A 20,470-nucleotide genomic window follows, 5' to 3' on the forward strand; every position below is an offset into this window, starting at 1 on the left:
GGAATTCAAACGAATAAAAAAAGGAGAGGTTAACCTCTCCTTTTAAATTGTTTTTATATCAAGATTCTTACTGGGTCTTCGATAAATCCTTTCAGTGTTTGAAGGAAAGCAGATCCAACAGCGCCATCTACTGTTCTGTGATCACAAGTCAAAGTGATCTTCATCACATTGCCAGGTACAATCTCCCCATTTTTCACGACAGGAGTTTGTTTGATTCCACCTACAGCCAGAATACAAGACTCAGGCGCATTGATAATAGAAGTGAACTGCTCAATGCCAAACATGCCTAAATTAGATACAGTGAAAGTATTGCCTTGCATCTCATCCAGTTGAATTTTCTTAGCTTTTGCTTTTGCTCCAAAATCTTTTACTTCAGCTGAAATCTGAGCCAATGTTTTAGTGTCAGCAAATTTTACAACAGGCACAACAAGACCCTCTTCAGTTGCCATAGCTACCCCAACACTGATGTGATTGTTTTTTCTGATACTATTGGTTTCACTAATCCAATAAGTGTTTACATCAGGGTGTTTTCTCAATGCAGCTGCTACGGCCTTAATGATAATATCATTGAATGAAATCTTGACAGGTGCCAATTCGTTGATGCTGGCTCTAGCTTCTATCGTTTTGTCCATGTCAATTTCCATGGTCAAGTAGAAGTGAGGTGCACCAAACTGACTAGCTGTCACTCCTTTGGCGATAGCCTTTCTCATTTGAGAAGCTGGTACATCTTCGTAGCTTTCTACTCCAAATGCGCCTGTTGCAGCTACGCCACCTGCGGCCGGAACTGCTGAAGGAACAAAGGCTTCAACGTCTCTTTTGATAATTCTTCCTCCATCGCCAGTGCCTGGGATAAGCGAAATATCATATCCTTTTTCTTTAGCCAGGCTTTTTGCCAATGGACTAGCAATTACTCTTCCATTAGAATTAGCTACCGGAGCGGCTTGAACTGCTGGTGCAGGTGCGGCGGCTTTTGGTGCAGCAGCCGGTGCTGGGGCAGTTTCTTTCTTTTCTTCTTGAGCTGGAGCTTCAGCATTTGCAGCTTCTGCTTTTAGCAATGTTTCAAAGTCAGCTCCTTTTTCGCCAATGATAGCAATTACGCCATCCACAGGAACGCCGTTGCCGGCTTCTACCGCTCTATATAATAGGACACCGTCGTCGTATGATTCCAGTTCCATAGTAGCCTTATCTGTTTCTACTTCAGCTAAGATGTCGCCAGATTTCACATCATCTCCAACATTCTTAATCCATGAAGCGATAACGCCTTCTGTCATGGTATCGCTCATTTTTGGCATTTTAATTACCTGAGCGTTGATACCAGAAGTGTCAATTTTTTCTGCTGCAGCAGCTGGAGCCGGTGCTGCGGCTGGAGTTTCTTCTTTGGCTGCTGGCGCTGATGAGCCAGAGAGACTGGCCAAAAGGTCATCAATTTTTTCACCTTTTTCACCAATGATGGCAATCACGCCATCTACAGGAACGGCGGACTTTTCTTCTACTCCGATGTGAAGTAATACGCCATCATCGTAAGATTCTAATTCCATAGTGGCTTTGTCGGTTTCAACCTCAGCCAAGATGTCTCCAGATTTTACTTCATCCCCTACTTTTTTTAGCCAAGACGCGATTACACCTTCTTCCATGGTGTCGCTCATCTTCGGCATCTTAATTACTTCCGCCATTATTTATGATTAATTAAAAATCGAACGGCTAAATTAGCTCGAAATAGGGTTTAATCAAATTTATCTAAATTGAAAATTTCGATTCGTTTACGTTAACGGTGAAAAAAATATAGTTTTCGAAAAGAATCGGTTAGAATATTTTAAAATTTTAAATTTGAGTAAAAAAAACACGTAGTTATTTTCAATGCCAATAATCCATTCTTCTGACTATCAACGTCCCAAACTTCTTTTTAATAGACACCTCGAAACGATAATCCCGGGAATTACTCGTAAAGTGAAAAATTTACCTGCCTATGAGCGGATTAGAATTGATACGCCGGATCAAGATTTTTTAGATTTGGACTGGTACAAATCTCATTCTGATAAGTTACTTATTTTATCTCATGGGTTGGAGGGAGACAGCCATAGACCTTACATAGAAGGAATGGTTAAAAAATTTCATGGAGAAGGGTGGAATGTAATCGCCTGGAATTATCGAGGCTGTAGCGGGGAAATGAACAACACCCCCAGATTCTACCATAGTGGGGCCACTCAAGACCTCAAAACGATAGTGGAATATGCCCTTACTCTGAATATACCGAATGTAACCTTGGGAGGGTTTAGTTTAGGAGGGAATTTAACTTTGAAGTATTTAGGAGAAGAAAAACGCGATTCGAGGGTCAAATCGGCCTTTGCTTTCTCTGTGCCTATCGATCTAAAAGGCTGTTGCCATGAAATAGATAAACCCCATAACTTCCTGTACTGTAAACGATTTTTGAAATCATTAAAAGTGAAAGGAAAGGCTAAGAATGAAAAATTACCAGGATCTGTGGATGTAGGCCAGTTAATGAAAGTGGAGAATATGTATCAGTTTGACAATGTAGTGACTGCCCCGCTACATGGATTTGATTCGGCAGATGATTATTATGCGAAGTGTAGCGCCAGAAACTTTATTGAAGGGATTGAAATTCCGACACTTTTGGTGAATGCTTTGAATGATCCTTTTTTATCTGAATCTTGTTTTGACCAAACAAAATTTGAATCTTCGAAAAATGTTTATTTTGAGATGCCTAAATTTGGAGGTCATGTGGGTTTTTCATCCAACCAGAATAATGGAACATTTTGGTCTGAAGACAGGGCATTTAGATTCATTAATCAGCTTTAGAAAATTAATTTATGTTAGATAGGTACGCGATTTACTCAGATTTTGAAGCGATTAATGCCAGATACGGTTTGAAAGGTGAGGAGTTTACCGTACCTAATTACAATGCAGCTCCGGCGCAGCAGCTTCCTGTAGTGACGAATGCTGCCAAAGGCGAAATATCTTTTGTTTTCTGGGGCACTAACAAAGAGTGGTCTAACAATAAGAGCATTTCTCCGAAATTATTGACCTGCGAAAGAGACCAACTGATGTCCAAAACTACTTTGCGTAATGCACTAGAGAAACATCGATGTTTGGTGCCAGTCAACGGTTTTTATCTTTGGAAGCAGTACAGCAAAAAGAGAAAGACACCTCATTATTTTTACAACCCTTCCGAAACTATGTTTAGCCTTCCAGCCATTTGGGAAGAGAATGAGGACATGGATGGTAATGTGCATTACACATTCAAGATCATTGAGATACCCAACTATATTAATATTCCAGAATTTGGGATGAGCATGCCTGGAGTTATTCCAAAGGATTTCGAGAAAAAATGGCTCGACAGTTATTCTACGTTAGAAGAGCTGATGGAAATACTTAATAATACAGAGAGTCTGGGTCAAATAAGTTACCATTCTGTATCTCCATTGATCACCAACGTATCCAATAACGGTGACCATTTGATTAAGCCTGAGTCATCGGTGGATCAGCTCGGGAACTACACGCTATTTGATTAAGATCTACCCTACGGTTTCTATTCTTTTCAAAAATTCGTATCTTATTAAAGGCATATTGAGAAATAGACAATATGAGGTATGTATTTCAAGAAATGTACTTTACTGATTGGGCTATTGTTCAGCACTTCTTTATGTTATAGTCAGGATGTTGAAAAACTGGAGAAAAAAGCACAAAAGTACTTTTATGCTGAAGAGCTTCTTGAGGCTGCAGCGGTTTATGAGCAAATATTAGCTCTCGACTCAGAAAATCGAACGGCTTCTTACCGGATGGTTATTTGTAACGCATTGTTGGATCCGAGAAACTCAACTATGGACGATTTGTTGCAATATAAATCCACACAAGGCAAGCGGGATAAGTTCTATTATTACTGGCTAGGTAGAGCCTACTTTCACCAAAATCAATTTAAGAAAGCATCTGAGAGTTGGAAAAAGTTTTTAGCCTTGGACAAGTACAAAAGCTCCGTAATTATTTCTGAGACCCAATTTTTTATTGATTGGGCGGAAAGAGCTGAGGTTCATCACAGTCTTTCTGAAAACTATGAAATAGACCAATTGCCTGAACCTGTCAATTCAATATCTACAGAATACAGTCCTGTTTTTTTTAGTGAATCAAATGAACTGCTCTTCCTCTCGGATAAGGGCAATGAGGATCAAGAAGAACCATTTCAGGTTTATCATACTATACGCTCTGGAGGAAGTTGGTCTGAACCAACTGCGTTGAAGCATTTTGGAAGGTTTGAAGAAAAAAATGCCAACATTGAAGTAGTGAATGAATCAAGTAAAATCTATTTGTATAGGGGGGATAAAAAGGGTAGTCTCTATTCCAGTCATAATAACGATGGAAAATGGAGCAAGCCAGAAACGTTGAGTAGAGAGGTGTCAGACTCCAGGTTGGAATCTCATTTTTTTATCAATGAGCAAGAAAACACCATTTTGTTCGCCAATCGAAAGAAAGGGAAGTCTGCGGATTTAGATATTTTTGTTTCGCGATTAGATGGCTCCAGTAATAACTGGAGTAAGCCCGAGCTATTTTCTGAAGCTATTACAACGGAATTAGACGAGGATTACCCCTATTTGACAGACAATGGAAATACGATTTACTTTAGTTCAAAGGGATTTGGTTCTATTGGAGGTTATGACGTATTCAAATCAGAATATGATGCATCCACTAATTCCTGGTCAGTACCAATATCGCTAGGCTATCCGACCAACTCGATAGGTCACGATATCCAATTTAAAATTAATACCAATTCAAATTCAGGCTATTTTGTATCTGATAGGCTAAGTGCTTTAGGAAGTTTTGATATTTATTTTTTTCATGAGTCCAATAAGATCTTCCTGACAGGTACTATTGTTGATGGTGATGGTTTGCCAGCTGAAGATGCTGAAATTCACTTATATCCCTCTAGGACTACAGGTCTTGAAATAAAAACCATGACCGATCAGGAGGGTAAATATGAAGTGCATGTTGGAAGTGAGGATAACCTGAAGGTTGAGATTTTTTTTCACGACGAATTAGTACATGGTGAAAGAATACAAACTCCAGAGTCAGAGGTGAAAACTATGCGAAAGAACTTTGCTATTGATCAGGAGAAAAAGTTGCTTGTTGAGCATAATGATTATCATGATCCGACCTATACTGATTTGGATAACATAGGAAGCAAGTTTAGACCAAGTAACAAGGCACTACTATCGAATTTATATTTTGGATTTGGGAAAGTTGAATTGGCAACTTCAGAATTACCAAAACTCGAACCGTTGTTGCTGGTTATGAAAGAAAATCCAGACCTAAAAGTTGAAATTGCCGGGCATACTGATAATATTGGAGATGGAAAAGCCAACCTAAGAATATCGGTTCTGCGAGCCAGGGCTGTGGCCAAGTATTTGACTGATCATGGAATACCTAAAACACGTGTGGTGGCTAAGGGATACGGATATGCAATTCCGATGGCATCTAATGATCAGGAAAGAGAAGGCCGAGAGTTTAATAGGAGAATTGAGGTGCTAGTTTTGGAATAAGACTTAATTTTCCGAATCCAAAAAAGATAAATATGAAAAGTGCGAAGATTATTGGAATGGGGCACTATGTCCCGGACAATGTAGTAACCAACCAACAGCTAGAACCACTCATGGATACCAATGATGCTTGGATTCAGGAAAGAACTGGTATCAAAGAGAGGAGACATGTTGTGCCAGGTGGTGAGGATACCACTTCTTCTATGGCTACTAAAGCCTCAAGAATGGCCATTGAAAAGGCAGGAATAGCAGTTGATGAAATTGATTTTATTGTCTTTGCCACTCTTAGTCCTGATTACTACTTCCCTGGTCCTGGCGTGATGCTCCAAAAACAGCTTGGATTTAAAAAAGAAATTGGCGCCTTAGACATTAGAAATCAATGCTCTGGCTTTGTCTATGGGATTTCGGTTGCTGACCAGTTTATTAAAACTGGGATGTACAAAACTGTCCTGGTAGTAGGTAGCGAAGTACATAGTGGTGGTTTGGATTTTACCACTCGAGGTCGAGGGGTCTCTGTCATTTTTGGTGATGGAGCTGGTGCGGCCATTTTGCAGGCGACAGAAGAAAAAGGCAAAGGAATTCTATCTACGCATCTGCACTCTGAAGGCCAGCACGCCGAAGAGTTGGCACTCATAGGGCCGGCAACTACCGATTGGGTACCTAACTATATCGAACGAAACGACCCAGAGGATATTCGATACTATCCATATATGAATGGCAACTTTGTATTCAAACATGCGGTCGTTCGGTTTCAGCAGGTGATTCAGGAGGCGCTAACACAAAACGGCTATCAGGCCGATGACATTGATATGCTCATTCCTCATCAGGCCAATTTACGTATCAGTCAATTTATCCAAAAGCAAATGAAGTTGACCGATGACCGAGTTTTTAACAATATCCAGAAGTACGGTAACACAACTGCCGCATCCATTCCATTGGCTTTGAGTGAAGCTTTAGAAGAAGGCAAAGTGAAAGAAGGCGATTTGGTTTGTTTGGCAGCCTTTGGTAGTGGGTTTACCTGGGCGTCGGCATTGATCCGTTGGTAAAAATTGTTTGAAAATTTGTCGAACCTAGCACGTTAATTGTTTGCTTTGTGGCAAACGACTAATCTCTCTATGCATTTGAAAAAATGTACGCTTTTCTTTTTGGTAATTGTTCTTACTCCTTTTTTGTCTAGGGCACAGAATTTTTATAAAGAAGTGTCTACCGATACCACCTTCCGCGCGAGTGGAGAAACCTATTTAGGAAAACGTGAAGGCCAATGGAAGTTTGAGAGAAGATGGGACGGTATGATAGTGACAGGTTACTATTCGCAAGGAGAACCAGATAGTGTGTGGTTAAAATACTACAATCAAACAGTATCGGAGGCGATTCTCCTCAGGAATGGAACAAAGAATGGCCCTTACAATACCTTCGATAATTATGGAAAGCTGATATCTTCGGCAAATTTTGAGGACGACGTACTACACGGCCCATATTTTGAATACTATGATAATGCTTTAGTCGCCCTTTCTGGTCATTACAAAGAAGGCCAAAAGGATAGTGTATGGATCGAGCGTTCTTCTTTGGGAAATAAAAATTATGAAAAGTACTATAAAGATGGTTTGCCTGTTGGTACGTGGACTTATTATTATCCAAACGGAAGAGTTAAAAGAACCGAGACCTATCAGTCAGGATTGCTCAACGGCAAAGTAGAGGAGTATCATTACAATAGAAATAAAACCCTGAAAGCTCATTATGTCAATGGGGTGCTAGATGGAAAGTACAGCGAATACTTTAAGGATGGTTCCCTAAGTGCAGAAGGAACCTATAAAGCTGACCTTAAGTCTGGGACATGGGTCAGTATGACACCTCTGGGTATGATATTTTCTATAGGAGAGTATCAGGCTGGTCACAAACAGGGCCTTTGGAAATATTTCCATGAATCTGGTGTCCTCCAATCGGAGGGCAAATACAAGAATAACTTGAAGGATGGGCAATGGATTGAGTACTATGAGTCTGGAAAATTGAAATCTATTGGTTCCTATCAAGCAAATTTAAAGAATGGCTTGTGGGGGCATTTCTATGAAAATGAGCAACTGATTCAGGATGAAAATTGGAAACACGGACAATTATTTGATGTGAGTGAATATTTTTCTGAACAAGGAGAAGTATTTCCCAAGGGAACATTGTCCAATGGGAGCGGTACACGCAATGTGTACTATTTGGATGGTGAGCTACAGGTAAAAGAAAACTATTTAAATGGATTGCCACATGGCACCTGGCTTGGTTACCACGACAATGGAAAAATTGCTTCTGAGGAAAAATATAATCAAGGCGAACCCACCGGCACCTGGAAGTATTATACCCGCAAGGGTAAACTCAAGAGCACTAGACGGTTTTAATTTTTATCAGCATTACGGTGGCAATAGAGTGCGCTCGCTGCTTGGCCATCTCGGCTTTTGTTCCAGCAAACAAATCATCAATAGTATTACAAAACACCTTGACCCAGCGGTCAAAATGAGCTTGCGCCATGGGTGACTTCTCATGCATGGCCACATGTGGGGTGATGGGGTTTCCTTTGTATTTGGCCTGATGAAATAAGGTGGTTTCCCAAAAGTCTGCAATCTTGGGTAGGTGATGTTCCAAGTCCAATTTCACCACTTCTGTAAAAAAATATCCGATCTCTTCATCGACCATAATTTTTTTATAAAAAGTCTCTATGAGTAGGTCGATGTCTGCTCTGCCTTGTATGTCATTCATGATTGCCCAAAGTTATATATGAACTCTGGACAATCACCTCAAATTCGCATGATCTGTGTCACTGGTCTTATCTATGGATTAGTTTTATGGTAAACCACATCAAATAACTCACCAAAAAGATGATCATGCCATAAATACTTGTGATAGAAGAAACCCGAATACCTCCGGCTAACATAGCGGATGAAACAGATTCCACCTGGCTGATGTGCTGAAGCGCACTGTACAATCCAATGAATTGTCCCAAGATACCAAATACGAGGGCAAATAGTCCAACGGATTTAATTAATGCGAATTGATTTTCGTCTTGCGTTTTTTTGATCAAATGAAAAGCGAAAATCCCGATACTAGCTGCCAATGTGATGGTAAGAATGCTCATAAACAGTATGCCTCCTTCAAATAATAAATCAATCATGTTATTTCTTTTTAAGTTTAAAATTATTTGTTCCAAAGCTAGGAGGAGGCTTGTTTCTCACCTAGGTAGAATCCCTCGCTAAATCGGTCAGTCGTCGACAAATGCAGCAACTGTGAAGTTATTTAGCGAATATTGAAAGAAAAAACCAATGACAATAAAGAGTCAAAGCGTATTTTGGTTGTTTGTATATGTGGTACTCATTCTCTTGTACGGTAATTCGTTTGAGAGCTATTTGTACTCCATTTACTTTGTCACTATCCTTTTTCCAGTAGTCATAGGGTCTGCCTACTTTTTCAATTTCTTTCTGGTCCCCAACTATCTGATGAAAGGGAGGAAAGGGAAGTTCATTCTCTATTTTATATACCTTTTTATTATCTCCGTGCATATGGAGATCATCATGATTTTTCTGGCTTTTATCTATTTGGCTAATTATCAGGTGCAAGCCATGCATCCGTCCATTTTGGATGTGTCCAACCTGAGTGTGACTTTGTATGCTATCGTTTTTGCGCAGGGGTTCTTTTTGTTATATAAGAAATTTCAAAGCTCTAGATCGAAGATCGAAGAACTGGAAGGCGAACAAAAGAAAACAGAGCAAGGTGCTCTATTGGTTCGGGTCGATCGACAAAACCGAAAAGTCTCTCATTCTCAAATTTTATATGTTGAGAGTCTTTCCGACTATGTCAAGATTCATACTAAAGAAAAGGATTCTCCTATCATCACCAAGGCAAAAATCAGTCAGATTGAAAAGGAGCTACCCGAAGATTTTGTTAGAATTCATAGGTCATTTCTGGTCAATAGAAATGAGATCACAACTTTTAGCGCCGAGCATGTTCAGATTGCTGATGAAAAATTACCGATCAGTCGGACTTACAAACAAAGCGTGAAAGAGATTCTGAGCCAGTCTTAGATTATCTGATTCAAATGATGATTCAAATGATCAATATAATCCTCCATTAAAAATTGTAATGTAGGCGTTTCATTCTTCACAGGAATGGTTTTTTGCAAATCAGTATCACCTAGATTTTTCCAAACGCGGGCGATTTGAAGGTTTAGTGATTTCCAAAGCATTTTGACTGATTCCAAATCTTGATGCTCGTAATCGCTGGCTTTCACCCAAAAATTCTGATCGTACCAAATGTTTGTTTGATCCCCTTGTTTGATTCGGACAAATCGGTGGATATTGTTCATAGCAGAATCGGCTAGATGTCCCAATACCTCTTTTTTACTCCATTTTTCAGGAGCGGGTTTTTTGTTCCAAAGTTCGTCAGCTATGGATTCGAATTCTTGTAATGAATTCTCTATGATTTGAGTAAGTTGATTTGCTAATGTTTCGGTCATGATTATTTGGTTTATGTTTTTCCAAAGATGACCCAACCCTGCGTTAAAATAGTATTCCATCCATGAAAGGATCGAATACTATCTAACAATATATTGCAAGTTTACTTTGGACTCATAAGCAATTGTTTCAGAGAAAATGCGTGGAAATAGTAGGCAATTGGAACTAATATCGCGGGCAAGAAGATGACCGGAAATTTCCCCACTTCAGTATTAGCTGGTTCATTCATAAACATTCGTAACGGTGTGGGCATGGACAATATGGCAATGATCAAAATATTGGCGAGCAGCAAAAGTCCAAATACATTCCAGGCAATAGCGAATTTTCTATTGAATCTACCTTTAGAAATGGCGAAGTAGGCAGCAAGTGGCGCAGTAAGTCCAACCAGAATATCAAAATTTTGGCCTTCAAAAGTCATCTGAACGGGAGTGACGCCAGAAAGTAACAACAGCCACAAAAGAATTTCTACAGGTACCCTAAACATTTGGATGTTAATCAAATATTGAGGAGGGATAGATTGTAGGATTTGCTTGGTTTGCTTGGCGCTCAATATAAAAATCAGTGCAATTGCCGGAACAACGATGAATAAAGCTGGCCTGGGAGGTAGGCTATCAAAATCTGAGGTGAAGCCTGACAGAGAAGCGATTGAAATTAGTACTATCCAAATGGTAAGTATTAACCAGTATTTCTTGAGTATTCGTTTACGCTCGGCTTCGTCAAAATTTCTAAGGCCAATCTTCAATCCTCTGTAAATCACTAGTAGGCAGACCGCAGAGAGAACAACAAAGAATATTTGAGCAAGGAGATAATAATTCATGACTTCTTGTTTTGTGATAATCAAAACTAGAAACTAAGTCTGATATCCAAGATGACCAAAATTGCTAATTACTCATGAATGACGAGGGCCGCCTGCCGGTGAGTTGCAACATCATTCTACTGAGTGAGCTTACGTTTTCAATACCAACTCGAAGAGCAACTAGATTAAGAGGTAATTGATTTTGTTTTATTAATTCGATAGCCTTTTGTAGTCGAATGTGTTTGATGTACTGATGCGGAGAAACCTTGAAAAGGGATTTGAAAACTCGCAAAAAGTGAAATTTAGAAAGCATGGCCACATCAGCCAGTTGGTCCAAAGTGATCGATCTATAGTAATAGGCATGAATAAAATCCACAGATAAATAGATTCGCTTTATCAATTCTGCTTTGGTGGAGGACCTTACGCTTGATAGGTTATTAATTTGCCGTAGATGCTTTTCGTTTCCTACCAAAACATAGCTTAGCAGATCAAAAAGACTACTTTCCTTCTCTTCATTTCCGTAGGTGTTTTGTACTTGCTTGATGAGCACATTGAAATTACAATCTCTGAAATTGGACCTGATGGTTTTATTCCATTCCGGTGAGGGGGAGGAAATATCATCCAAGAGCTGATCATTAGATTTCGTCAGCGCATGTATGGTGTTTTGATAAAGCTTTTCACCAAAATGAATATTGAAGGTTTCAGTTGATCTTTTGTTATCAATTACCAGATCATAGTGCTGACCTTGATTGCTAAATAAATAGGAGTCAGTATTGAGCTGGACAGTTTTATGGTCGCAAGTCACCTCACTGGTTCCGGATATATTTAGAAACAACGAAAAAGGGCCTTTGATATCCGTCCGTTCTGTCTGGTTGGTTTTTACATTCAAAATGGCTGTCGGCCAGCCGAAGTTGGGAAGAGGTTTGTTGTCCCAAGATCGCCTCTCAGAGAAGTTTTGTTGGATGGCTCTTTTAAGCCAATGGATATCTGGAAATTCTTTGAGAAGCATGAGCGCTAAGATATTAGCATCTTTTACGTTAATTTTCCAAAAAGATCGGAATTTCAAAAACAATTTATGGAACCACAGGAATATTTTGCCATTTTGCCACTGTTGATTTATGGTATAGCCATTGCCGAGTTGGTTTCCCCATGGAGAAGCTTTTTTGAAGAAAAAAAGCCTTCAATTGCCTTCATCATTACAGGTATAATGATGCTAGAAGTGGCCTTCAATAATTTTTACCGGTTTTTTTCTTTCTTAGACAATACCTTTCATTCCTACTACATCTTCTTGGCGCATCTATTTTCACCGCTCATCTTTTTATTGGCTACCCATGTGTATACGCCGGAAAACAAGAAAAATTTAGATACCAGAGACTATTTTCATAAGAAGTTTAAGTTGCTCATGATTTTGTTGGCCATTTTTGTGACTTCTCACTTTGTCTATGATTTTACTTTTGATTTGAATTTTTATGCACGACTAATCACCATAGCTGTTTTGCTGATTGCTGCTTTTACTAGGTGGATATGGATGGTATATATCCTTTTGGGAATAAGAATAATCTATATGGCTTTCTTTCTTACTTAATACCTGGTAGTCCCCAACCTCTTTTTACTGCAAGAATTCTAATAGCCATGACTACTACAATCGCAATCCATAAAGACCAGCTGTCCGGAAGCGTTGTAAAAGTCAGACCATAATAAAGTGCAGCGCCTGCTAGACAGGCTGTGGCATAGATTTCTTTTCTGAAAATCAGAGGCACTCTATTGGAAAGAACATCTCTGAGCACACCTCCAAAAACCGCAGATACCGCGCCCATCATGATGGCAATCGCTGGAGAAAGTCCATAAGACAGCGTTTTTTGCATGCCCAGCACAGCAAAGAGTCCAATGCCTATGGTATCAAACAAAAACATGGTGCGAGTAAGTTTCACAATCCATTTCTTGAAAAAGTAGCTGAAGAACAAGGCGGCCAACACGGTGTATAAATAGTTAGGATCTAGGAGCCATCCTACGGGTTGGCTACCGATCAAAATATCGCGCAAGGTTCCTCCACCCAAAGCCGTAATAAGCGCAATAACTGCCGACCCAAAGGCATCCATTTTTTTCTCAGAGGCCGTAATAGCGCCAGATATCGCAAATACGAAAGTACCAATAATATTGAGTGTGTATATCAGATCCATATGGCGAAGTTATACTTAGTCCACAAAAACATCGATAAACTTGAAGGTCTCTCCATCAAAAAAGCCAAGGTCACTCATCTTAGCTTTTGGGATGACTAAGAGTGCCATAAAGGACAGGGTCATAAAAGGTGAGTTCAGTGGTGAATCTAGGGTTTTGGAAAAAGCATCGATTTTGCTATAAGCCTCAGCCACTTCATAGCCATCTTTTTCAGACATGATGCCGGCTACAGGCAATTCGAGTAACTGCTCTTGTCCATTACCTACTGCCGATACGCCTCCCTTGGCTTTGATGATAAGGTTGACTGCTTGGGCGATCGATTCATCATCCACACCGACAGCAATGATGTTATGTGAATCGTGGCCGACAGAGGAGGCAATGGCTCCTTTCTTCAGTCCAATATTTTTGATATAGCCAACGGCCGGAGATGCTTCCTTGTAGCGGTTGACGACTGTGACTTTCAAAATGTCCTCTTCCGTATTTGTTTGGTTTGGGTTGTTGATCAAGGAACTGTCGAAAAAAAGCAAATTTGTGATGAGCTGACCATCCAGGGCCTCCATGACTTGCACTTTGTTCCCTTTAATATCTATTTTGAATTGCTCGGCAGTTTTTGGTTGACAATCAAAGTTGTTGATGATTTTATTCTCGACTTTGGGGATATGAGAGTCACCGTTTTCAGCTACTAATTCTCCGTTGATCCAAGTCTGTAAAATATTGAAATCATCAGTGTTGTCAATAACGATGAAATCGGCTGGGTCGTTTTCTTTCAGCAATCCAATATTCATGTTGTAATGCTCCACCGGGTTGATGCAGGCCGCTTGCAATACTTTGTATAAATCATTGCCTTTGGCCAAAGCTCTTTTAACCAACAGGTTAATGTGCCCTTCCACTAAGTTGTCAGGATGTTTGTCATCCGAGCAAAACATAATTCGTTCATAGTTTTTATCCAATAGCGGAATGAGTGCCTCGAAGTTTTTGGCTGCGCTGCCTTCACGAATTAGAATTTTCATTCCACAATCCAATTTGTCTTGTGCTTCTTCGATGGTAAAGCATTCATGATCGGTACTGATACCAGCAGTCGCATAGTTTTTGGCTTGTTCGCCTTTTAGTCCAGGGGCATGTCCGTCTACCGGTTTTCCCAAGCTTTTGGCCTTTTCGATTTTAGCCAATACGGTTTCATCATTAAATAAGACGCCCGGCCAATTCATCATTTCGGCCAAGTAATTGATTTCGGGTTTTTTTAGGAGGTATTCTACATCTTCTATATTGATTTCAGCTCCCGCCGTTTCAAAAGTTGTAGCTGGTACACAGGATGGCGCACCAAAGTGGAATTTGAAGTTGATCTGCTTTCCATTCTCAATCATATATTCCACACCTTCAACCCCGAGCACATTGCCAATTTCGTGTGGATCTGATATGGTACCCACTGTGCCATGCACGACTGCCAATCGGCCAAACTCAGACGGCACCAACATAGAACTTTCCACATGTACATGTGCATCTACAAAACCAGGCAGGAGGTATTGATCTGGTGCTTCTTCTTTTTTTTCAATTTTTTGAATAATGCCTTTTTCGAAGTGTACAGTGGCAGGATAAATCTGGCGGTTAGGAATATCAATCAGTTGACCTGATACTTGGCTCATATTGCTTTCTATTATTTTATGAATGAAGTTAATCAGAATTGATTCATTGGAGCAATAAATCCTTAAACCATTGAATCAATAAACCTCAGTTGTATATTTTTGCGCCTCGCAGCAGCCGAAAACTCTAATTTCAATAATGAAGATTAAGTATCTGACCAAAAAGGCCATATTTAAGTTTATTGACTCCGCCCTCAAAGAGGATATAGGGGATGGGGATCATAGTACGCTGGCAGCGATTCCTGAGGACTTACAGCAAGAAGCCAGATTGCTCATCAAAAGCGATGGTGTAATTGCAGGCTTGCAGTTGGCCGAATGGATCTTCAAGAGATTTGATCCGGAGTTGGAGGTTACCAAGCTCAAACAGGATGGAGATGTAGTTTCAGAAGGCGAAGTTGGATTGACTGTAAAGGGTAAAGCCCGATCCATTTTGTCTACTGAAAGATTGGTGCTCAATTGTCTGCAGCGAATGAGTGGAATTGCCACCTATACTCGCGAATTGGCTGACATGATCAAGCATACACATGCACAACTATTAGACACCAGGAAAACGGGACCTAATTTTCGTATATGTGAAAAGTGGGCAGTCAAGATAGGAGGAGGAGAAAACCACCGATTCGGTCTGTACGACATGATTATGCTCAAAGATAATCATGTGGATTATGCAGGAGGTATCAAAGCGGCAGTTCAGCGAACAAAAAAATACCTAGTTGACAACGACAAGGATTTGAAAATAGAAGTAGAGACGAGAAATCTAGATGAAGTACGCGACGCTATAGAAGTAGGTGGTATCGATGTGATCATGCTAGATAATATGTTGCCTTCCACCATGAGAGAAGCGATCCAACTAATTGGTGGAAAGTGTAAGACTGAGGCATCAGGAGGGATCACAGAGAAAAACATAAAAGAAATGGCAGAGACCGGTGTGGACTATATTTCTATAGGCGCACTGACGCACTCTTATGCCAGTTTAGATATTAGTTTGAAAGCAATAAAATAATAATGAACGTAAAGACTAAGAAATATCAAATGACCACAGGGACGTATGTGAAGTTGGCATTTGGCAATTTGATTAAAGATCAATGGTGGGTGATTTTAATTTATTTGGCGATTTGTGCTGGATATTTTTGGATTCCTAATCATTGGTGGATTACGGGAGCCAGTATCGCTCTGTCGTTATACCTTTTGTTTTGGTTGATCCAGTTTGCTGGAATCTCACAGTTAGAGCAAGGCAAGTTTATGTTTGAGAAGTTGAGTTATGAAATCAATAGTCAGCAGATTTTGATCAAACTAAATAGCAAGCAAGGTATGCCTATGAAGTGGGACAATATCAAGAGAGCCGTAGCTGGAAAAGATCACTTCCTATTAACGATCAACAAAGCGCAGCATGTGCATTTACCCCACAGAATTTTCAACTCTAACAACGAGATCAAATTCGTAGAGACTATTCTGAAAAGAAAAGGATACATCAAGGAGTAGTAGCTGATGAGGAGAATTTTAAGCCATCTTGATTTATCGGGATGGCTTTTTTTGTTGTTTGTCATTTCTGGTGAAAGGAGAAATCTCTAATTTCACAAACTCGTGCAAGAACCCAAAAAACCAAAACGCCACACCCCAAAAGAAGCCAAACTCAAGGCTGCTAACTTCTGTGCATACCAAGAACGTTCGCAGAAGGAAGTTCGCAATAAATTGTACGATTTGGGGCTTTACCCAGATGAAGTCGAGGATGTATTGACAGATCTCATCATGGATAATTTTATCAATGAAGAGCGTTTCGCTAAAGCGTACATTGGCGGGAAGTTTAGAGTGAAAAAGTGGGGACGAAAGAAAATCCTTATAGGCTTAGCTCCGCATAAATTATCTCCTTACTGTATCAAAAAAGGGTTAGAGGAAATAGACGAAGAGGATTACATTCAAGCCCTGGAAGAGTTAGTTGAGAAAAAGGTGAATGCTGTGAGTGAAGCCGACCTATTCAAGAAGAGAAATAAAGTGGCCACTTATGCCATGTATCGTGGCTTTGAGTCTGATTTGGTTTGGGAAGTCGTCAAACGATTGGTGGTTTGAACTTTTGAATTTAAAAAGAAGTTAAGTCAAGAACTGAACGCCACAAATGTGGACTATTTATTATATTGACAAACCTAAAACTCAAGTCATAGCTCAATGGATATCATACCAGCATCGCAAAGGATTTTAGACCAGCTAACCCACCTGCTGGAAAACCTGACCAATGATGAATACAGCAAGACTCTAGCTGTTCTTCACGACAACTCCATCGGACAGCACATGCGTCACACCTTGGAGTTTTTCATCTGCCTTACCACAGGGCTGACCTCAGGTGTTGTGAATTATGACGAGAGGGAAAGAGATGTATTTTTGGAAAGCAATACACTAGAAGCGTTGACCATCATAGCCAAGCTAAAAGAAACTTTGGATGAGATCAAAAAAAATCAACCGCTAAAGCTATTGCAACAAGGCTATGACGTTGGTTCAGACAAAATATATGAGGTAGAAAGCAATCTCTACCGTGAGCTGATCTATAATATTGAACATGCAGTCCATCACATGGCGCTGATGAAAATTGGGCTAAGGGAAGTCAAGCCTGAGCTTGAATTACCTAAAGATTTCGGTGTGGCTAGTTCGACCATCAAATTTCGTCAGTCCCAGCAAGCCAACGCCTAAGTATCTAACATGAACATCGCGGTAGAAACAGAAAATCAGATTCAGGAGCCGGTACAGGAAAAAACGCTCTATGAAAAGCTGAGCACCAGTGTGGTCTGGGCAAAGATATTTCGTTGGGAGTTTTGGCCGTTCTCTGTCTTTTACTTTCCGATCATGTTTTATTGGGCTTGGCTTTCGCTGAAAACCCGATCGTTTTTCTTTTTTACAGCGGCTAATCCAACGATTGAGTTTGGAGGGATGTTGGGTGAATCCAAACACAAAATTTTCAACCTGATTCCTGGTCAATTCATTCCCAAAACTTACAAATTGAATCCATCGGTAGATCAGGAAAGTTTCCTGGAAAGACTGAAACTGGAAGGGCTGGATTATCCTTTTATTGTGAAGCCGGATATCGGTGAACGAGGCTGGATGGTAGAAATAATCAAAACAGAAAAAGAATTGGCAGCCTATCTTAATCGTGTGCAGGTTGATTTTCTCGTGCAGGAATATGTACCGTATGAGGTAGAATTGGGGATTTTTTATTACCGCTATCCCAATTGCGATCATGGCACGGTGAGCTCTATCGTAATGAAAGATATGCTAAGTGTAACCGGGGATGGTGAAAGAAATATAGAGTCTCTGATGTATGATGATGCTCGTGCTAAAATGCATATTGAAGATTTTAGAATTAAAAAACCAGAGTTGTTAGAGCGAATACCAGCTTTTGGTGAAAAAGTTGAAATCAACTCAATCGGCAATCACAGCCGCGGCACCACCTTCCTGAATGGCAATCACCTGATCAACGAACGATTGATCAAAGTCATTGAAAAAGTAAGTAGTCAGATTGATGGCTTCTATTTTGGGAGATATGACTTGAGATGCAGATCTGTCGAAGACCTATATCAAGGCAACCACTTCAAAATTCTGGAACTGAATGGTGCTGGTGCCGAGCCTGCACATATCTATCAGCCTGGATTTTCATTGATTCAAGCCTACAAGGATATCATCCATCATTTAAAAGTTTTGGCAGATATTTCCATGCTCAACAAGAAAAAAGGAATTCCTTATTACAGCTTTCGCCAAGGCTTGAAGGAAATCAAGAAAATCAAAAAATACAATCAGCAAAAGAATTGATGAGCACTTTCATACTTTTTGTTGCTGGTTTTTTTTTCAGCTTTGTTGGTTCCATTCCACCTGGTAGTATCAATATCACTACTCTGCAATACGCAGTAGAGAACCGAATCAAAGCTGCTTTCTCCTTCGCGACGGCTGCTGCACTCACAGAATATATCTATGCGGCCATTGCCGTTCGGTTTCAGATTTACCTAACCGAAAACTCTAGTATCGCACAGTATTTTCAAATTATCACAGGATCGGTATTGATCCTCCTTGGATTGTTCAATCTCTTTAAGAAGCCAATAGAGTCGAAAGTAGAAACTAAAAGTGAAAAACGAAACGCATTCAAAAAAGGGGTGTTACTGAGCCTGACTAATCCACTGGCCATCCCCTTTTGGTTGATGGTGACGGGTTACTTACAAAGTATGGGTTGGGTAGAGATTAACGGGCGGAACTTTTGGGTTTATGTGGCCGGCATTTCAGTAGGTACATTTTGTTTGTTGGCTACAGTGATCAATTTGGGCACCAAGTTCAATGTCATCCAGGGTAATGTCTTTCTGATCTATCGCGTTCCGGGCCTCATATTCATTGGGATGGGAATTTGGAGTTTTTCAAACTGAAGTCGACCTAAAACAATAGGTCTTCGTCTAATTTATTTAGGGCATTTTTACTGACAACATAGGCGTAAATACTGTTCGGAACTATGAGCAAATCTTCAAAATCTTCAAATTTTGTTTTACTTGTTATCACACCTTTATCTAGATTATTTTTCGACATAAACTGCTTCAACTTTCCAGCCTGAGGGCTATCCGACCATTTGATCTCTACGGCCCAATGAACATCTTGAAAGTTGTTGCTCACTTGTATCAGATCTACTTCACCTGCATCTTTCCCACTTTTCCAATTGGCATACCTTAAAAATTCATGCTCTCTATGTAGATATTGAGCATAGACTGCTGTTTCTACCAAATGAGGAAATCGATCATCAGTATCTCGAATTCGCCCAAACAGTCCAGTGTACAAACTAGGGTTTGTCAGGTAAACTTTAAACTGTGTAATATTTTTAAACCTTTTAGCCGAAATATCCACCCTGTGCAATACTTTGATTAAGAAGGCAGCTTCTAGATATTTGATATACTTTTTTATAGTCTTGTTGTCAGTCTTTGTTTCCTGCGATACTTTTTTATAATCTAAAATTTCTCCGGTTCTATAGGAGAGCACATTGAAAAACTGTTGTAGTTCCAATGTGTTTTCAATTCCAAATAACCCAGGCAAATCTTTCATTATTACCTTATCAGTAATGTCCTTCTGAATCACTCTTTCCGGATTTTTGACTTTTTCAGAATTAAGAGCTATTTCAGGAAAGCCTCCAAAGTTTATATAATCAACAAAATGGTCATTAAACTTATCAATATCTCTACATTTATAGAACCTCCTTGGTCCTCCAAAATCTACTTCATTTTCTTCTAAAAGTCCATTATATCCATTTAGATCAACATACTCTGAAAAAGTAAGCGGCGGCAAAAAATAATCGGTAAACCTTCCAGCTCCACTTTCTATTGACTTCATTCTTAACGCTGCAGCTGCGCTACCACTAGCAACAAACTTTGTCTTCCTATTCTTATCAACTAATGATTTTAGATGAACCTCCCAATCCTTTAAATATTGAATTTCGTCAAAGAAAAAATAGGACTCTTCAAGTCTGACTTTATTGACTAAAAGGCCATCATGGATTAATTCTTCAAGAGGAACATTGGTGTAAATTGGTGTATCCAAACTAAAATAAAAGATGTTTTTCGGGTTGATACCCGAGTCAATTAAGTCTTGTATAGCCTGATACATGATCACCGTCTTACCAATTCTACGAGGGCCCATTAAGACTACTGCCCTATGAGGAAATGTCTGAGTAACCAATTCATAAAACCCTTTGTAATACCTTCGCTTACTAAATTCATCGTAAAAAGGAATTTTACCATCACTCCACCAAGTGTTGTCATCTTTTATTCTCCCCGCCAATATATTCTTGTCAAAACCCATAATTTCAAT

General features: G+C 39.8%; 22 protein-coding genes. 13 read left to right on the top strand and 9 right to left on the bottom strand.

What is annotated here, in order from left to right; translation table 11 throughout:
- Window positions 1-53: 53 nt before the first annotated feature.
- Window positions 54-1,673: a 2-oxo acid dehydrogenase subunit E2 gene (locus R8N23_RS03790; RefSeq protein WP_318170233.1), complete on the bottom strand. Its 1,620-nt coding sequence runs from the start codon at window positions 1,671-1,673 to the stop codon at window positions 54-56.
- A gap of 274 nt (window positions 1,674-1,947) precedes the next feature.
- Here R8N23_RS03790 and R8N23_RS03795 point away from each other — a divergent pair, with 274 nt between their 5' ends.
- The 5 genes from R8N23_RS03795 to R8N23_RS03815 all read left to right on the top strand — a co-directional run bounded on the left by R8N23_RS03795 (window position 1,948) and on the right by R8N23_RS03815 (window position 7,930).
- Window positions 1,948-2,817 carry a YheT family hydrolase gene (locus R8N23_RS03795; RefSeq protein ID WP_318170234.1) on the top strand — a complete coding sequence of 290 codons (870 nt, stop codon included), beginning with the start codon at window positions 1,948-1,950 and terminating at the stop codon, window positions 2,815-2,817.
- An 11-nt stretch (window positions 2,818-2,828) separates the two neighbouring features.
- Window positions 2,829-3,530, top strand: a complete 702-nt coding sequence (locus tag R8N23_RS03800) for an SOS response-associated peptidase (RefSeq protein WP_318170235.1) — start codon at window positions 2,829-2,831, stop codon at window positions 3,528-3,530.
- A gap of 78 nt (window positions 3,531-3,608) precedes the next feature.
- Entirely contained in the window at window positions 3,609-5,549 is a 1,941-nt protein-coding gene (locus R8N23_RS03805) for an OmpA family protein (RefSeq protein ID WP_318170236.1), read from the top strand.
- Between the two features lie 32 nt (window positions 5,550-5,581).
- On the top strand, window positions 5,582-6,592 hold the full coding sequence (locus tag R8N23_RS03810) for a beta-ketoacyl-ACP synthase III (protein ID WP_318170237.1): 1,011 nt from the start codon (window positions 5,582-5,584) through the stop codon (window positions 6,590-6,592).
- Between the two features lie 69 nt (window positions 6,593-6,661).
- Window positions 6,662-7,930 (top strand): toxin-antitoxin system YwqK family antitoxin, encoded by a 1,269-nt coding sequence (locus R8N23_RS03815; RefSeq protein WP_318170238.1) that lies wholly within the window; start codon window positions 6,662-6,664, stop codon window positions 7,928-7,930.
- Here R8N23_RS03815 and R8N23_RS03820 read toward each other — a convergent pair.
- Both R8N23_RS03820 and R8N23_RS03825 read right to left on the bottom strand, forming a co-directional pair.
- Window positions 7,917-8,288: a group III truncated hemoglobin gene (locus R8N23_RS03820; RefSeq protein ID WP_318170239.1), complete on the bottom strand. Its 372-nt coding sequence runs from the start codon at window positions 8,286-8,288 to the stop codon at window positions 7,917-7,919. The two genes, R8N23_RS03815 and R8N23_RS03820, sit on opposite strands and share 14 nt — an antisense overlap.
- A gap of 67 nt (window positions 8,289-8,355) precedes the next feature.
- Window positions 8,356-8,700: a MotA/TolQ/ExbB proton channel family protein gene (locus R8N23_RS03825; RefSeq protein WP_318170240.1), complete on the bottom strand. Its 345-nt coding sequence runs from the start codon at window positions 8,698-8,700 to the stop codon at window positions 8,356-8,358.
- Between the two features lie 148 nt (window positions 8,701-8,848).
- Between R8N23_RS03825 and R8N23_RS03830 the strand changes: the two genes are divergently transcribed.
- On the top strand, window positions 8,849-9,607 hold the full coding sequence (locus R8N23_RS03830; RefSeq protein ID WP_318170241.1) for a LytTR family DNA-binding domain-containing protein: 759 nt from the start codon (window positions 8,849-8,851) through the stop codon (window positions 9,605-9,607).
- On the opposite strand, the gene R8N23_RS03835 is transcribed toward R8N23_RS03830, so the two are convergent.
- The 3 genes from R8N23_RS03835 to R8N23_RS03845 all read right to left on the bottom strand — a co-directional run bounded on the left by R8N23_RS03835 (window position 9,604) and on the right by R8N23_RS03845 (window position 11,841).
- Window positions 9,604-10,038 (bottom strand): DinB family protein, encoded by a 435-nt coding sequence (locus R8N23_RS03835; protein WP_318170242.1) that lies wholly within the window; start codon window positions 10,036-10,038, stop codon window positions 9,604-9,606. The two genes, R8N23_RS03830 and R8N23_RS03835, sit on opposite strands and share 4 nt — an antisense overlap.
- Window positions 10,039-10,139: 101 nt before the next feature.
- Entirely contained in the window at window positions 10,140-10,853 is a 714-nt protein-coding gene (locus R8N23_RS03840; RefSeq protein WP_318170243.1) for a hypothetical protein, read from the bottom strand.
- A gap of 64 nt (window positions 10,854-10,917) precedes the next feature.
- Window positions 10,918-11,841, bottom strand: a complete 924-nt coding sequence (locus tag R8N23_RS03845) for an AraC family transcriptional regulator (protein WP_318170244.1) — start codon at window positions 11,839-11,841, stop codon at window positions 10,918-10,920.
- Window positions 11,842-11,907: 66 nt separating this feature from the next.
- On the opposite strand from R8N23_RS03845, the gene R8N23_RS03850 reads away from it, so the two are divergent.
- Window positions 11,908-12,417 (top strand): hypothetical protein, encoded by a 510-nt coding sequence (locus R8N23_RS03850; protein WP_318170245.1) that lies wholly within the window; start codon window positions 11,908-11,910, stop codon window positions 12,415-12,417.
- Here the strand turns inward: R8N23_RS03850 and R8N23_RS03855 are convergent.
- The gene (locus R8N23_RS03855; protein WP_318170246.1) at window positions 12,410-13,012 is read right to left on the bottom strand and encodes a trimeric intracellular cation channel family protein; all 603 of its coding nucleotides are present in this window, start codon (window positions 13,010-13,012) and stop codon (window positions 12,410-12,412) included. The two genes, R8N23_RS03850 and R8N23_RS03855, sit on opposite strands and share 8 nt — an antisense overlap.
- A 15-nt stretch (window positions 13,013-13,027) precedes the next feature.
- Entirely contained in the window at window positions 13,028-14,653 is a 1,626-nt protein-coding gene (gene ade / locus R8N23_RS03860; protein WP_318170247.1) for an adenine deaminase, read from the bottom strand.
- Window positions 14,654-14,789: 136 nt separating this feature from the next.
- Between ade and nadC the strand changes: the two genes are divergently transcribed.
- From nadC to R8N23_RS03890, 6 genes are all read left to right on the top strand, one after another.
- The gene (nadC, locus tag R8N23_RS03865; RefSeq protein ID WP_318170248.1) at window positions 14,790-15,650 is read left to right on the top strand and encodes a carboxylating nicotinate-nucleotide diphosphorylase; all 861 of its coding nucleotides are present in this window, start codon (window positions 14,790-14,792) and stop codon (window positions 15,648-15,650) included.
- A 2-nt stretch (window positions 15,651-15,652) separates the two neighbouring features.
- A complete protein-coding gene (locus R8N23_RS03870; protein ID WP_318170249.1) occupies window positions 15,653-16,129 on the top strand; it encodes a YcxB family protein in 477 nt (158 codons plus the stop codon).
- 102 nt (window positions 16,130-16,231) lie between these two features.
- Window positions 16,232-16,714, top strand: coding sequence for a regulatory protein RecX (locus R8N23_RS03875; RefSeq protein WP_318170250.1), 483 nt, complete (start codon window positions 16,232-16,234; stop codon window positions 16,712-16,714).
- Between the two features lie 96 nt (window positions 16,715-16,810).
- A complete protein-coding gene (locus R8N23_RS03880; RefSeq protein WP_318170251.1) occupies window positions 16,811-17,329 on the top strand; it encodes a DinB family protein in 519 nt (172 codons plus the stop codon).
- Between the two features lie 9 nt (window positions 17,330-17,338).
- The gene (locus R8N23_RS03885) at window positions 17,339-18,442 is read left to right on the top strand and encodes a hypothetical protein (RefSeq protein WP_318170252.1); all 1,104 of its coding nucleotides are present in this window, start codon (window positions 17,339-17,341) and stop codon (window positions 18,440-18,442) included.
- The gene (locus R8N23_RS03890; protein ID WP_318170253.1) at window positions 18,442-19,044 is read left to right on the top strand and encodes a LysE family translocator; all 603 of its coding nucleotides are present in this window, start codon (window positions 18,442-18,444) and stop codon (window positions 19,042-19,044) included. The genes R8N23_RS03885 and R8N23_RS03890 overlap by 1 nt, the downstream gene beginning before the upstream one ends.
- Before the next feature lie 7 nt (window positions 19,045-19,051).
- Here the strand turns inward: R8N23_RS03890 and R8N23_RS03895 are convergent, their stop codons facing one another.
- A complete protein-coding gene (locus tag R8N23_RS03895; RefSeq protein WP_318170254.1) occupies window positions 19,052-20,461 on the bottom strand; it encodes an ATP-binding protein in 1,410 nt (469 codons plus the stop codon).
- Window positions 20,462-20,470: the final 9 nt, after the last annotated feature.

Source organism: Reichenbachiella sp. (assembly GCF_033344935.1).
Lineage (GTDB): Bacteria > Bacteroidota > Bacteroidia > Cytophagales > Cyclobacteriaceae > Reichenbachiella.

Bases quoted from the DNA above. Each gene is read 5' to 3' on its own strand.
- R8N23_RS03885 (WP_318170252.1), top strand. From the start codon at position 17,339: ATGAACATCGCGGTAGAAACAGAAAATCAGATTCAGGAGCCGGTACAG.
- R8N23_RS03830 (WP_318170241.1), top strand. From the start codon at position 8,849: ATGACAATAAAGAGTCAAAGCGTATTTTGGTTGTTTGTATATGTGGTA.
- R8N23_RS03880 (WP_318170251.1), top strand. From the start codon at position 16,811: ATGGATATCATACCAGCATCGCAAAGGATTTTAGACCAGCTAACCCAC.
- R8N23_RS03855 (WP_318170246.1), bottom strand. From the start codon at position 13,012: ATGGATCTGATATACACACTCAATATTATTGGTACTTTCGTATTTGCG.
- R8N23_RS03845 (WP_318170244.1), bottom strand. From the start codon at position 11,841: ATGCTTCTCAAAGAATTTCCAGATATCCATTGGCTTAAAAGAGCCATC.
- R8N23_RS03840 (WP_318170243.1), bottom strand. From the start codon at position 10,853: ATGAATTATTATCTCCTTGCTCAAATATTCTTTGTTGTTCTCTCTGCG.
- R8N23_RS03790 (WP_318170233.1), bottom strand. From the start codon at position 1,673: ATGGCGGAAGTAATTAAGATGCCGAAGATGAGCGACACCATGGAAGAA.
- R8N23_RS03850 (WP_318170245.1), top strand. From the start codon at position 11,908: ATGGAACCACAGGAATATTTTGCCATTTTGCCACTGTTGATTTATGGT.
- R8N23_RS03820 (WP_318170239.1), bottom strand. From the start codon at position 8,288: ATGAATGACATACAAGGCAGAGCAGACATCGACCTACTCATAGAGACT.
- R8N23_RS03805 (WP_318170236.1), top strand. From the start codon at position 3,609: ATGTATTTCAAGAAATGTACTTTACTGATTGGGCTATTGTTCAGCACT.
- R8N23_RS03890 (WP_318170253.1), top strand. From the start codon at position 18,442: ATGAGCACTTTCATACTTTTTGTTGCTGGTTTTTTTTTCAGCTTTGTT.
- ade (WP_318170247.1), bottom strand. From the start codon at position 14,653: ATGAGCCAAGTATCAGGTCAACTGATTGATATTCCTAACCGCCAGATT.
- R8N23_RS03815 (WP_318170238.1), top strand. From the start codon at position 6,662: ATGCATTTGAAAAAATGTACGCTTTTCTTTTTGGTAATTGTTCTTACT.
- R8N23_RS03800 (WP_318170235.1), top strand. From the start codon at position 2,829: ATGTTAGATAGGTACGCGATTTACTCAGATTTTGAAGCGATTAATGCC.
- R8N23_RS03825 (WP_318170240.1), bottom strand. From the start codon at position 8,700: ATGATTGATTTATTATTTGAAGGAGGCATACTGTTTATGAGCATTCTT.
- R8N23_RS03870 (WP_318170249.1), top strand. From the start codon at position 15,653: ATGAACGTAAAGACTAAGAAATATCAAATGACCACAGGGACGTATGTG.
- R8N23_RS03835 (WP_318170242.1), bottom strand. From the start codon at position 10,038: ATGACCGAAACATTAGCAAATCAACTTACTCAAATCATAGAGAATTCA.
- nadC (WP_318170248.1), top strand. From the start codon at position 14,790: ATGAAGATTAAGTATCTGACCAAAAAGGCCATATTTAAGTTTATTGAC.
- R8N23_RS03810 (WP_318170237.1), top strand. From the start codon at position 5,582: ATGAAAAGTGCGAAGATTATTGGAATGGGGCACTATGTCCCGGACAAT.
- R8N23_RS03895 (WP_318170254.1), bottom strand. From the start codon at position 20,461: ATGGGTTTTGACAAGAATATATTGGCGGGGAGAATAAAAGATGACAAC.